Here is a 14,803-nt window from a genome sequence, read left to right on the forward strand (position 1 = left end):
CGTCCCTTCGTTGCTTCTGCCTTTGCTACAGGCATTCCCAATAGTCATGCCAATATAGCACCTTTAGCGATCGCTGTTCTTGAAGATGGTTCAGTACTAGCTAGTGGTGGTGCTAACCGGGGTTCTCTCTACAACTTCTCAGCAGCAGGTGGGGCTGCAACTACTCCAATTACCACTTTGCAGTATCCCATTTTTGACCTGGGGATTGATAGCAACGGTAGCCTCTGGGCAACTACAGGTGGTGGTCCCTTACTACAACTTAATTCACAAACTGGGCAAATTGTCAAGGAGTATGGCGATAGTATTACCCAAGCTTTAGCAATTCAAGCTGGTACGGGATTAATTTACGTTTCTTCCGGTAAAGGCATTGAAATTTTCAATCCTGTCAGTGAAACTTTTACTCATTACAGCAATTTGCGTGTAGATAGTTTAGCATTTAACACTGACGGCAAACTTTGGGCAACTACTTGGCCAGAACGGGGTGATATTGTTCGCTTTAATGAAAATGGTCAGCCAGAAAAGATCCTGGAATTTGATGCCCCTGTAGATTCTATCGCTTTTGGTAAAACGGGTAGTCGCTTGGCAGGATTGTTGTTTGTTTCTAACAACAATGGCGATTTGCAAATGGTTGATTTGGCGACCTTACAACACATTAAGGTAGCATCTGGTGGTAGTAGAGGTGAAAATATCACAACCACAGATGATGGTCGTGTTTTACTTTCCCAGTCCCAGCAAATAGATATATTCAACCCCGTCATTGCACCCCAGGTAGCAGCGACTAATCCGGCACCGAATGCGATCGTTGCTCTGCCTCAAGGTACAATTAGTGTCACCTTTGACCAAGATATGTTTGCAGGTGCTGTGAATGACACCACCTCTGTCCTCAACCCAGCCAATTTTGAGTTAGTCAGTGCAACTGGGACTATCACACCACAATCAGTCCGCTACGATACCGAAACTCGCACTGTACTTTTGGACTTCAACACTCTCACCCCTGACCATTACGAACTGCGGGTGTCTCAAAATCTCAAGAGTGCTGTTGGTGTAGAACTAATTGGTGGTTACAAAGAGCAATTTACCGCAGTTTCAGATTTCTCAGCCCTAGTAGACTTTAAATTTACCAATCCTCGCTCTGACAGACAACATCAAACGATTTCCTATGATGTGACTCTCACCAGTAAAGCGAGTTATGACTTACTGCTACCAGTAATGCTGTTGCTTGATCCAGCACAGTCCTTCACAGGTGTACCAACTGATGCAACACGCAATGCTTCTGGCGCATACATGATAGATTTGCAGGGCAATTTACCACAAGGTGTCCTCAAAGCTGGTCAATCTACTACTGCACACACAATTACAGTTTATAACCCAGACGCGCTGCGGGTTGAGTTTACCCCAGGAATTTACGCGCTTCCTTACCCGAATCAATCACCGATTATTACTTCTGCTCCAGTCTTGACGGCTTATTCTGGTCAAGCATATACTTACCAAGTGGCAGCTAGTGATCCAGATGGTGCTGTACTGGGATATCTGTTATATGATGCCCCCCAAGGAATGAGTGTTGACGAAAATACTGGTTTAATTACTTGGTCGCCTACACAGCAAAGTCCGGTAAGTACTGATGTCACTTTGCAAGTATACGACCTGCGCGGCGCTCATACGACACAATCGTTTAGCTTAAATGTGGTCGGGGGGAATCATAAACCAATATTTAATACTCCTGTTGTCAGCGGTGGTATTATTGTTTCATCCTCTAACAGCACAGTTTCTGGTAATTCATCCTCTAACAGCACAGTTTCTGGTAATTCATCTGGTAACAATACAGTTTCTAGTAGTTCTTCCCTCACTCCTCCCCTTCTCCTCAAAGGCGCTGAAGGCAAAACTTTACAAATTAAAGTCCAAGCAACGGATATAGACCATAATCAGTTAACATATTGGGCAGATAATTTACCCAATGGTGCAATCTTTGACTCAGCTACAGGTATTCTAAGTTGGACTCCTAACTACAATGCGGCTGGTACTTATGAAAATGTGCAATTTACTGTTAGCGACGGTATAGAAAAAGTAACACAGTCTGCAACTATTCTGATTGCACCTACCAACCAAGCACCCACCCTGATTAGTCCTGCTAACACAATCGTGCGTGAAGGTGAAAAAGTCAGAATTCAACTCCAAGCAACAGACGCAGATATAACAGATGCTGTTTCTTCCCCACTCCTCACCTACAACAGCAACCTCCTCCCTGGTGGTTCACAGCTAGACCCAAATACAGGATTGTTTGAATGGACACCAACCTACTTCCAAGCTGGGGAGTTTGAGATTCCTTTCACTGTCAGTGATGGCGAATCAATTACTACAAAAACTACCAAAATTACAGTCCTCAACGCCAACGCTGCACCTATATTTGATAATTTAGGTACTTGGCAAATTCAAGAAGGACAACAAGTCCACTTCCGTGCCTTTGCTTTAGACCCAGATAACCCAGGCTTCGTACCCCAAGACCGTAATGCTGATGGTCAATTAACTATCCTAGAAGGTAGTGACCCATCTGTGATTTATAGTGTTTCTAATTTACCAGTTGGTGCTACTTTTGACCCAATTACAGCTATATTTGCTTGGACATCAGGATATGCCAGTGCCGGGACATACAATGTCACCTTTACTGCTACTGATAATGGTAATGGTACGGGAACAAATAAAGAAACTTCCCTAATAGTACCAATCACTGTTCTTAATACCAATCGTGCGCCGCAAATTAACGAATTTACCAACGTTACCCTGAACCGGGGGGAAGTACAGGAATTGGTATTAACGGTAAGTGATGCTGATAATGACCCGTTGGTGTTGCAACTGAAAACAGAATCTATAGGATACAATATCCCTGATTTTGTCAAATTTACTGATAATGGCAATGGTACAGCTACATTACGTTTAACACCAGGAATTAGTGATGGTGGTGATTATTCCTTTACCCTCACTGCAACTGATAATGGCAATGGTGGTGGTGTCAATGCTGTACAACAAGATGAATATACCTTTGTTATTTCAGTTAATGCACCCAATGACGCACCAAAATTGCCCTTCATTGGTAACAAAGTTGCAGTTGTTGGTGAAACTCTGGAATTTATTGTCAAAGCATCAGACAAGAATCAAGATAATTTAAACTTTAGTTTGAGTGGTCTACCTATTGGTGCTACTCTTACACCAACTGCAATTTACGGTGAAGCATTATTCCGTTGGACACCTACTGCTGCCGATATCAATACATATCCTGTCACCATTGGGGTTCAAGATAGCGGTAATGGCAACTCTTCCGAGGTTCTTAGCAGTCAACAAGCCTTTAATTTAGTTGTTCGGACTTCTAATACTGCACCGATACTTTCCGCGATCGCTAATCAAACTATAGCAGAAGGGCAAACCCTGAATCTAGTATTATCTGGCAGTGATGTTGATGGTGATATTCTTACCTATACTGCATCTAATTTACCACCAGGTGCGGTACTTGATTCTGCACAGGGGATACTGACTTGGACACCAAATTTAGCACAAGCAGGAACTTATAACAACATCATCCTGACTGCAAGTGATGGTAACAAAAGCAGTTCTCAAACTTTAGCAATTCTGGTAAATAATACAAATCAGACTCCTGTATTAGCACCATTGCCTATCCAAACAGGACAAGAAAACAACCTCGTCCAGTTTACCTTAGCAGCAGGAGACATTGATAACGACTCATTAATATATTCCGCAGTTTCACCATTGCCAACAGGTGCTGTATTTGACCCCCGCACCGGACAATTTACTTGGAAGCCGAATTATCAACAAGCAGGTGAATATTTATTAAAATTTGCCGCAACTGATACCCAAGGTGCTAGTGGTATCCTTGATGTTACCTTGCGTATTGCCAACGTCAACCGCACCCCCGCAATCTCCGTATCTTCCCATGCAGTCGCGCTGGGTGAAAAACTGCAATTTACAGTTACTGGTACTGACCCAGATAACAACACAAATCTTACCTACAGTGCCATTGATTTACCAGATGGTGCGGTAATAAATGCAGCGACAGGACAATTTACTTGGACACCCAATCCCGGTCAGGTGGGTGATTATGGTATTACCTATGCGGTTAGTGATGGTGAAAAAACAGTAACGCAGACTTCCCTTGTGCGGGTGGCGATCGCACCCACAACCCCAACTGTTACCTTTGACCTCACACCGAGTTTCCCAGCAGTTCCTGGACAAAAGGTGATAGTGCAAACTCTCGCTTCGGGTTTGGCTGATATTACCAACTTGAGCGCCACAGTAGATGGTAGACCTGTAACTGTTGATAGTCAAGGCAGAATTGAGATTATTCCCACCACTTCTGGGCGCTTGGTTGTTGATGTTACCGCTACAGATGCAGATGGTCGCCTTGGTTATAATAGTACTGTAGTTAAGGTGCGTGATCCGCAGGATGCCGCTGCACCAGTAGTTACATTTACACCAGGGTTAGACGGTGCTAAATTGACGAGTATTACTAATATTATTGGCAGCGTTAATGATAGTAACTTAGATAGCTGGGTGCTAGAAGTTGCTGATTTTGGTGAAGACGTATACAGGACATTGGCTAGTGGTAATAGTGCCTTAAGTGGGCTTTTGGCTCAATTTGACCCTTCTAAGTTGGAAAATGGTTTCTATCAATTACGGTTACGGGCGACTGATATTAGCGATCGCACCACTGTCACACAGATAATTGTCGAAGTCAATACTGCAACCAAGCCGAGTGCGTATATCAAAACTGAAACTGATTTGTCGGTGAACTTGGGCGGTAATACTATTAATCTCATCCGCACCTATAGTTCTCTAAATACCGATGAAATTGGCAGCTTTGGTAACGGATGGCAATTAGCTGCTTTAGATACCAACATCCAAACCAATGTCCCCTTAACAGGAAGAGAATCATTAGGTGTTTATGAACCATTCCGTGTGGGAACAAGGCTTTACCTCACAACTCCTACTGGAGAAAGAGTTGGGTTTACATTTACACCGCAAAAACACACAATTCCTGGTTTAACTTATTACAGTCCTGCTTGGGTGGCAGATTCAGGTGTAAATTATACACTTTCCTCAGCCGATGCCAAACTGACTTTGGCTGGAAATCGCTTCTATGACCTCAAAACTGGTTATGCTTACAATCCTGGTAGTCAGGTGTTTGCAGGTGCTGATTACACCCTTTCCTCCGCCAATGGCACTGTTTATCACTTGAGCGCTGCTGGTGGTGTTACTGAACAGATTGGAGTGAATGGGACACATCTAATATACAGCGATAGTGGTATTATCAGTGCCACTGGGGAAAAAGTAGGTTTTGTCAAGGATGATTTTGGCAGATTAACTCAAATTACGGCACCAGATGGTAGTTTGGTAACTTACAGTTATGATCTGCAAGGGAATTTGGTATCAGCCAGGAATCTCGCATCTGGTCAATCCAGTCGTTATGGTTATTCCTCTCATCTTCTGACTCTAGCAACGGGAACACTAGGAGAAGCAATTACCTATTCCACTACACCGCAAGTATCACCTGTGTTAGGGGATTTGGGGAGTGCAGCGCAATTTACTGGTAATGTCATCAATGAGAATATGAATGTGGGTGAACGAGATGCCTATACTTTCAGTCTCAGGGATTCTGAACTAGCTTCTACGGCGACTGGTACTGTGTTATTAGCAGTGACAGTCAATAATGCTCTCAATCCGGCTGTACCGTTGCTGAGTGGATTATCACCAATTGTCACTCAAAACAATGCTGATAGCGCCTTTGCTTTGTTTGCTGTTTCTTCTGCTGGGTTGAATCTGATTGAGATTACTGGTGCTAGTGCCTATTCACTGCAATTATCTGTAGCTGGGGATGTTAACCGTGATGGGTTAGTTGATGGGGTAGATAGCCAGTTGTTAAGTCAGGTTATGGCTTCTGGTAATTATAATGCTATTTACGACTTTAATAAAGATGGTGTCATTAATGCTGCTGATGTGCAGATTCTCGGTAGTAATTATGGCTTTACTGCTAATCGTGCGCCTGTAGTTACTTCTACATCTGTGCTGACTCACACTGATTTATTAACTAAGGTGGCACTGGATAATTTAGCTACTGACCCGGAAGGGGATGCAATTTTCTACCGCATTATTAATCCGGTAAATGGGACGGTGACGTTTACTCCTGATGGTGAGTCGGCTTTGTTTACACCGATTGCTGGTTATTCGGGAATGGCGAGTTTTGATGTTGTTGCTGATGATGGGTTTAGTAGTTCTGCACCTGCAACAGTGACGGTGAATGTCAGTAATGCGGCGTTGGTGAATTTGGATTTTGCCCGCCGTGGTTTGCGGTTGGATGTGGGTGGAAGTACGGAGTTGGTGGTGATTGGGGATTTTGTTGATCAACAGGATGTTGTACTACCGTATTCTTATTTACAGTTGGCATCGGATAATGCTGCCGTGGCTACGGTGTCTGCGGGTGTGGTGACTGGTTTGAGTGATGGGGTGTCGGTGCTGAGTGCGTCTCGGAATGGTATTCAGGCTGTTACTGCATTGCGGGTGGGTGAATTATTGCCAACTAACCAAACTCAATTAAATGTTGCGATCGCTGAACAAGAAGGTCTAGACTTGTACCCTGAAGCCGTCATGCTAACTATTGGTGCAACAAGACAATTATTAGTTGGTTTATACGGAGTAGAAGAATCACCAGACCTGAAATTTCAAGATGCTGGAACCCGTTACTTTGTCAGCAATCCTGGGATTTTACAGATAGGTGAAGATGGGCTAATTACTGCTTTGAATGAAGGTATTACCAACATAACAGTAATTTACGGTGCAGCCGAAGCAATAGTACCCGTGCGCGTAGAAACACCTCATCTAGGCGAGACTCAACTGGGCATCAATGGCGGAGTTATCCAATTTGGTGATGGTGCAAATCATTCACTGCTAATGCTATCCCAAGGCGCACTGCTTGAAGATACAAATGTTAATTTTGCACTCGTAAACCAAAAAGAAGATTTATCACTACCAATCCCAGGTGGGTTTGAATTTGTGAGTGGCTTTAACTTAGAACTTGGTGACAACAACCTCCTAATCCCAGCCCAGATTGCTATTCCCGCACCAGCCAATTTACCTGTTGGTGCTGAAGTTTACTTGATGCGTAAAGGTTCAATGCCTGATGCAACAGGAACTTGGCAGCCCATGTGGATGTTAGAAGAATCAGCTAAAGTCACCGCAGATGGTATGATTCGCACCCAATCACCTCCATATCCGGGTGTAACCAAACCTGGTGAATATGCAGTTGTTTACTCAGGCGTTACTGGTAGCGGTAGCATAGTCAAAGGTAAGGTAAGCCTCGAATATAAATTTCCACCAGCCTTCTATGGATTGTTTATTCCGCCACCACTACCAGATATTGATCTTGGAAAGATTGGATTCGGTATTGCTTTAGCAATATTCCCCAATAGTAAAAGCAAAATAATCCAAGAACTTGGTCAGGTGTTGGGAATATTACAAGCTCCCCTGCAAACAATCCAAACAATCATACAAATTGTAGAAACAGCACAAACTCTGGCAGAAGTTGGGGCGGCTTTATCACAAGGCAATATTGATGCAGAAGTTTTGAAAAAAGTTACTAAAGTCCTCAAACCTTACAGTGCTTTTGGACAACTCTTAAATCCCGATTTATTTGTCTCTATTCCCGCATTTAAGGTATCTTACGATATTTCATCAATTAATATCGTGCAAGTTCCTACAATTGGACTACCTGTAATAACTTCTGCCAACGTACAACTCAATCCAGATGGTATAGCTACTTTTGAAACCAAGTTAAACTTACCTGCACCAACGACAACAAATCCATCTGCACCGCCAGTATTACAAAAAGCCGAACTGAAGTTTGAGAATAATGAACCAGTCATAGTTCTCACAGGCAGTAACTTCATAATTCCTGCCGCTACTGCTAATAATGCCAACAGTAACTTTGAAGAACTGATTGTTAATTTCCATGTTGGCAACGCAACTTATCAAGGCACAGTTTTATCTGGTAATAACTTAGGTAATAATCAATTTGAAATTAAAGTCAAACCCTCCAACAAAGCCGCTTTAGGAACTGCTAAAATTTCCATCACTCGACCGCAGCAAGAACTCTTTGGCACAGAACAAACAAGTTATCAAACAATTAATTACGACAGCAATACCATTCGATTATCAGCTAATAACGGTTATGTTTTGATTACTGAACCTTTTAGTGATCAGGTAGCTGTATTACAAGGAAAAAACCCAGAAGCGGTAGTAGCAGCCACAAACAGCAATGATTTATTAGTAGCACGGATTCCTGTAGGTACTCCTGATGTAGCAGATAGACCGAGAGATATCGTCTTTAGCAAAGATGGTACTCGCGCTTATGTTACCTTAGAAAATTCCGGTCGCATTGCTGTAGTTGACCCATTACTGTTACAGGAAATTGATACCAAGCCCGAAATAGAAGGAATTGACTCAATTATCTTACCAACGGATGCCTCACCCCGTGCAATTGTGGTTGATAATCAAGACCAATACGCTTACATAGCAGATGGACGAATTGGTGTCATTTATGTACTAGATATCAATCCTAACTCCAACACCTACCATCAGGTAATTGAGAACATACAGATTGATTCTGCACCACGCGGGTTACGTCAACTAGCTATTAGCAGTGATGGTCGCAAGCTATTTGCGACTGCACCCGGTGCCAACGGTGCAACAAAAAGCAAGATTATAGTAGTCAACATTGACCTCAAAGACAAGCCTAATCCTAACCAAAATAATCTTCTTTCTTGGCACAAGCAAATAGGCACAATTGATGCTGAACAAGGTGCAGAAGGTTTGGCTAATACTGTTGACCCCCACTTGATGACCTTCACTAATCGCAACAGTGATGCTACTGGTTATGGAGTGCTGGAAATCACCAACGATGACCCACTGAATTTTACTGCGACCACACGCTACACCCAACTTAATCTTGGCAGTATTTATGATTATTTTGATGTCAATGAAGCTGTAGCAATTACGATTACCAAAGACAAAAAATACGGCTTTATCGCTGGTTATAACGGTAGTAAATTCGGTTCTGGTATCGAGAGTATTGATGGTGTCCAAGCTGGCAGTAATATTGGGATTATTAAAGACCCATTGGGAGACAATCCACAGTTAGTAGCCGCGACAAGACCGATTCCGCTGGGATTAACTACTGATTTAGCACTGAGTAACGATGATCAATACCTCTATGCTTCCTATCCGTTAGGGGGTGGTATCTATGTTTTTGATGTCGAGGAAATGATTAAAACCTTAGACAGCCCAACTGATTATATTATTGACCAGTTTGGCAGACCCCAAGGTTCTCCCTTTTTTGAAGCCCTTTACCAACGTCCGGCTAATATCCTTGATTTTGGTTCGGTGCCAATTGATGATATTAACCCGAAAATCAGCATTGCTGCCGATTATGGGATTATCGCTGAGAATAGAGTGCGGAATCAGTTTACTTATGGGGTATCTGAGGGTAGTACCAGCGCTCCTGTGAATGTTGGTATGACTCGCAATCTGGCTGTTTCTCCTCCTGATTTGCTGACTTTGATAAGTCCAAATGGGATTAAGGAGGGAGATTTAACTCCTACCTTTACTTGGGATTTGGAAATCCCTGATGAGCAAGTGGAGGAAGTTAACCTGTTTGTCAGTACTTTTGCTGAGGGTCAAGGTTTATTACCTTGGGATAAGGTGGTTGATTTATCTGACTCAACGTTCTTACCTGAGTTGAGCCAACAGCAAAAACAGCAACTGTTAACTAGGTCTTGGGATGGGTATGATGATTTCAATCCAGGACGAATTGTGACAGCAACTTGGAAGCGGGAAACTAATACTTGGTACTGGCATGATGGTACTACTGTTGTTGCTCAACCGACTTATGACCCGGAAAATAATAATACTCGTTTTACGTTACCGGATAATACCACGCTAACGGCTGGTCAAAATTATCATTGGGCTGTACAAGCTGTTAGCAGTACGGGGCAATCTGAAGTTGAGTTTGGTAATTTTGATACAACTACTCCTATCAGTGCAAATCCTTTTAGTAGTGTTACTGTTCTGACTCATGGTTTTACGTTGTTCCCTTCAAATACGGGGATTCCTGATAATTTCTATGATTTGGCAGATAAAATTACTTCTGGTAATGGGGATGCACCGTCAGAGAAGGGGTTAATTCTGCGTTATGACAAGCCTACAGGTCTGTGGATTCCTGTAGATAATGAGGCACGGGTACGTAAAGAATTGACGGGTTATCTCAATCCTGGGGAGGCTAATTATCTATCTACGTTGGCTAGTAATATTAAGAGTCAATATGTCAACCAAAATAAGGCGTTAGTGTTGCTGCCTGAATGGTCTAAAGGTAGTGAGTCAACGCAGTCAAATAGCGGTTTTACGGAAGCTGCTGCTGATGCAATTTTCGCTTCAATTGTGCAATTAGACCAGGCTTTAGGTGGTGATGTTGGAGAGCATGATGCTGCTGGTAATTTGGTTAAATTGTATGATAATGAAGGGGATTTAATTCGCACTCAAGGAGATATTTTCAATTCATCTCTGCATTTTATTGGTTTTAGTCGCGGGACTGTTGTTAATAGTGAGATTATTCAACGTTTGGGAACTTACTTTCCTTTTGCTGGTGGCAAGGTTAATGCTGATGGAACTGCTGTATTGAAAGATGGTAAGCCAGTTCGTGATTTGCAGATGACGACTATTGACCCTCATGATTTTTCTCAGGAGAATTTGAAGGTCGATTTAGTAATTCCTGGTACGATAATCAATGATTTTAGAGATTTTAATGAGCCGCAGGTAAAAGTTTGGGATAATGTGACTTTTGCTGATAATTATTATCAGACTGTGGCTGACCCTAATGGTTTTACTTGGACTCCTAATGGTCGGTCTATAGATGGTGCTGATTTCGAGATTCAGCTTGATGGTAAGTTTGGATTTACATCTGATGATAAGAGGGGGGGTCCGCACGGAAATGTCTTTTCTTGGTATGCAGGTACTGCTGATTTAGCAATTAATACAGTTGATAATGGATATACGCAAAAGCCACGATTTGTTTATGATCAGTTGGGTGAGAGGGGTGTGGAAGAGTTGTTTGGTCCTTATGATGATTTTTTGACGCTGACACCTTGGTATTTTTCTAGTGGGAATGAAGGTTCTACGGAGGGTATTGGTACTGGTTGGTTTTACTCGGCTTTGGGTGGTGGTAAGGAGCAGCGTCCAACGGGGGATTTGAGTCAGCGTGTGCCGGTTAGTAAGGATAATACTAGTAAAGCTAGAATGCGTGGTGATTTTGCTGTTCCGACGTTGTTTAATGGCAATTTTGATGGGATTACTACTAAGGTTGATTCACAAACTATCCCTGGTTGGTCTTTACACAATAACCAATATGATAAGTTTCAATCACCTTTGGTTGATTGGAAGAATATTACATCGCTTACACAGGAAAATATTGTAGTTGACTATCGAAAAGATGCCAACGGAAAACTACTCGATTCAAATGGAAAGCTCGTTGAAGAACTAAACATTAAGTCACTGAAAGAGGTTCTGCTTACTAATGGATATACAGAAGAGGAGAACAAGCTTAAAAATGCAGATAAAAATCCGGTTGAAGGTTTTGAAGTTAATTTGCTTTTACAAGACTTGATTACTGTTGGTTATCAAGTAAGTCCATTTCAAGGAAAATTACTGGGGAAAAATGGACTTCCAGTTGTTGGAATAGATATTGATTTGTTAGCGACTGACCTCAGTATTCTTGGCTATACAAAAGATGCAAATGACAACTTATTGAATGGGAATGGAAATATAGTTATAAACAAAGGGACAATTGAATCTTTACGTAAAGATGCAGCAGCAATTAGAAAAAGCTATTTGCAACGATTAGGAATTGATTCTAATTCTCCTACGAACTATGCTTTGGAGTTAAATCCTGGTAGTATTATCACACATAATCGTTTTGTAGTTCCTGATTGGGGTGCATTGCGGTTTGATTTGCATGTACCAGACCCTGAATCTGCTACTGCTTCTCAAAATAGTGTTGTCAGAGTTTTTCTTGATGACTATGAACTACAAAGTTCTGCTTTTCAGGGATTGACACCAATAGAGCGTCAAAGCAATGGTAATCCAAATGTTAGTGCTAATGAATATCCAGCAGTTGATTTACGTGAGTTTAATCCCAATACATTTGGATTAAATTTTAATCCTAAGATTGCTGAGGGGCAATCAAACAGGATCCAGTTTGCCCAACAAGGATTTCAGACTTTTCAGGTTGATATTCCTAATGAATTTCGTGGAAAAGTAAAAGCTCTCAGATTTGAGGTAAGTGGAGGCAAAACAGTTTATTTAGATAATGTCTTCTTCAAAAGCCAACATCTATTATTTGGTAATCCACAAAAGTTAATAAGCAATTCAAATGCAGACTATTTGCAAGAAGCGAGAAAAGATATAAATACTACTTCTTTTTTCACTGATTATCTTCCCAACGATGATATTCAAACTACTCCTGCTAGCAACTTCTTTAATAACTATCTGATTGAAAAACCGGAATACTCTTTATCTTATAATCACAACTTAAAAACACCTAATTGGGTTAGTTATCAGTTAAATAAATCCTGGCTTGGAAGTTGGCCAAGTAGTGATAGACCTAATTTTTTAGAAGATCCTAAATTACCTTTTGATAACCGAGCTCAACATAACGATTTTTCTTCCAATGATTATATTAGAGGACACATGGCTCGTGCGGCAGACCGCAATCGAGATCAGCAAGATTATATTGCAACATTTTTAACATCTAATATTATTCCTCAGCGTAAAGACACGAATGAACGATGGGGGGAATTAGAGAATTATTTAACTGATTTAGTCATTAATAAGAATAAAGAAATATACATTGTTGCAGGTCGAAAAGGACAAGCTATTGATGATTATAGCGTTCCTCTCAGACTAAATAATAAAATCAGCGTTCCTGAAAGTATTTGGAAGGTTGTATTAGTTTTAGATAAGCCGGGCCAAGGAATCTCTGATGTTACTAATAATTCTCTGGCTTTTGCGCTTTATTTGCCCAATACTCTCGATTATACCGAGAGTGGAAACGTTAACTGGAAAGACAACTTTGAATTCAATGGAGAGGGATTTGGTTTATTCAACATTAGAACTCTTGAGGAAAAAACGGGATATAACTTCCTGTCCAACCTCTCCACTGAAATTCAAGATGTAATTGAAGAGCGAAAAGTTGAGGATATCAAAGCAAAACTTAATACTCTTGATACCCCATCGGCTTCTCTAATGGTTGCAACTGATGACTACTTATTTCCCACGACCATTTCCCAACTGAGGACCCTCTACGAGACTTCCATCAGGCATAGTGGTGTGCCATATCAAATTCCAGCCACTACAGATCAGACTGCTGCTGGTGTGAGCGCCTTGGAATTTAGTATTAGCGAGAATAGCATACTCAAAAGAACCGATTTGAGATCCACGAAATTCAGCACAACTGGCATTCATGTGATCCAAGTTGCTTCCCCGCAAATCAGCATCGTGGAAAGCACTCCAGTCCAAGCTGGCGGCACGCAAATTAGCATCACGAATAATTGCCCTTGCCAAGGAACAACTTTCCAGGAAAATACCACCCAAGTCGGCACCAGTCAAATCGGCTTCTACCAGCATGACTTCATTGAAATAAGCTCCTCGCAAGTTGATATCTCGCAAAACAACGCCTACAAGATCGATCCCAGGATAATCGCGGGAGCGGATCTCGGAGTCAATCAACTCGACCCCAGCAAAGTTACGTTCCCCGTCACCATATCGAACCAACAATTCTTCGGGACTTATCTGCCAAACCACGACTTAACCTCTAATTACTTAACACAACTTCAGTCTACCTTCCCCAGTAACTGGCAATTGCCACTCAACCTCACCCTCCAAATCACCGACCTCCCCACAGGACAACTAGCCGAAGCCCAAATCACCAACTACGACTCCTTTGGTCGCCCCAACAGCGGCACAATCCTCATCGACACTGATGCCAACGGAATCGGCTGGTTCATAGACCCCACCCCCAACGACAACAGCGAATTCACCCAAACCCTCACCGACACAGCCTACCGAGCCACCACAGGAGAAGCCGCAGGCAAATACGACCTGCTCACCAGCATCCTCCACGAAATGGGACATCTAGCAGGCATCATCAACGGCTACAGCGAATTTGACCGCCACATCCAAACCATCAACAACACCAAACACTTCATCACCAACAACATCACCGCCACCCTCACCCCAGATGGTAGCCACCTAGACCCCAAAGCACACCCCTACGACCTGATGAACAACACCCTGTCCCCAGGTGTTCGCAAACTCCCCTCCCTCCTCAACCTCCAAATCCTCAACACAGTCCGCAACAACACCACACCGAGCAACATCACCACCCTCACCGCCCCCCTCAACTCCGACCCCCTAATCGGCATCCTCAACGGCGACTTCGACAGCCAAACCGACTGGACAACCCGCGGTGCAACTACCATCCTCAACTCCCACGCAGTCCTCACCGAAGACTCCCCCCTCCTCAGCAACCTCACCCAAACCTTCATCATCCCCGAACACGCCAAATACCTCCAATTCACCATCCTAGACACCCAACTAGGAACCAACACCTTCGCCCCCAACGATGCCTTTGAAGTCGCCCTCCTAGACGCTCAAACCCTCACCCCCCTACTCGGCACAGCCACCGGACTCACCC

Annotated in this window: 1 protein-coding gene and 1 pseudogene; one reads left to right on the forward strand and one right to left on the reverse strand. The window is 42.7% G+C overall.

Annotation, left to right across the window (positions count from 1 at the left end; genetic code table 11):
• Positions 1–1,284: 1,284 nt before the first annotated feature.
• A pseudogene (locus ACOWPH_RS30790) lies at positions 1,285–13,209 on the forward strand (putative Ig domain-containing protein); the annotation flags it as partial.
• A gap of 165 nt (positions 13,210–13,374) precedes the next feature.
• Here ACOWPH_RS30790 and ACOWPH_RS30795 read toward each other — a convergent pair.
• The gene (locus tag ACOWPH_RS30795; RefSeq protein ID WP_350341309.1) at positions 13,375–13,911 is read right to left on the reverse strand and encodes a pentapeptide repeat-containing protein; all 537 of its coding nucleotides are present in this window, start codon (positions 13,909–13,911) and stop codon (positions 13,375–13,377) included.
• Positions 13,912–14,803: the final 892 nt, after the last annotated feature.

The organism is Anabaena sp. PCC 7938 (assembly GCF_049315035.1).
Taxonomy (GTDB): domain Bacteria; phylum Cyanobacteriota; class Cyanobacteriia; order Cyanobacteriales; family Nostocaceae; genus Anabaena; species Anabaena cylindrica.